Origin of the sequence: Desulfopila sp. IMCC35006 (genome assembly GCF_005116645.1) — a bacterium.
Lineage (GTDB): Bacteria > Desulfobacterota > Desulfobulbia > Desulfobulbales > Desulfocapsaceae > Desulforhopalus_A.
The window spans coordinates 1-304 of the sequence record NZ_SWCM01000067.1; the positions used below are offsets into that span (position 1 = coordinate 1).

Below are 304 nucleotides of genomic sequence, written 5' to 3' on the forward strand. Positions count from 1 at the left end.
ACAAACTTGGTGGTATAGAAAGGATCAAAAACCTTAGGCAGATCTTCAGCACTTACCCCTTGCCCTGAATCTTTTATCTGGCAGAAAGAATACATTCCATTTTTGAGATCGGTATCCTGAAAATATATGGGGAATTGATCTTTGGTGAAGTAGTCGCTACCAAAGGTGATTTCGATCGTTCCTGAATCCCCTTTGAGCGATTCCAATGCGTTAGTTACTATGTTCTCGATCACCACTTTCAATTGTTGCCGATCTATACGACAATAAAACGGGCAAACGGAATGTTTAAATTCCAGATTAATTG

General features: G+C 39.5%; 1 protein-coding gene. It reads right to left on the reverse strand.

What is annotated here, in order from left to right; translation table 11 throughout:
* Window positions 1–304 (reverse strand): ATP-binding protein (locus FCL47_RS24185; protein ID WP_240744362.1); only part of this gene is annotated, 304 nt, incomplete at both ends.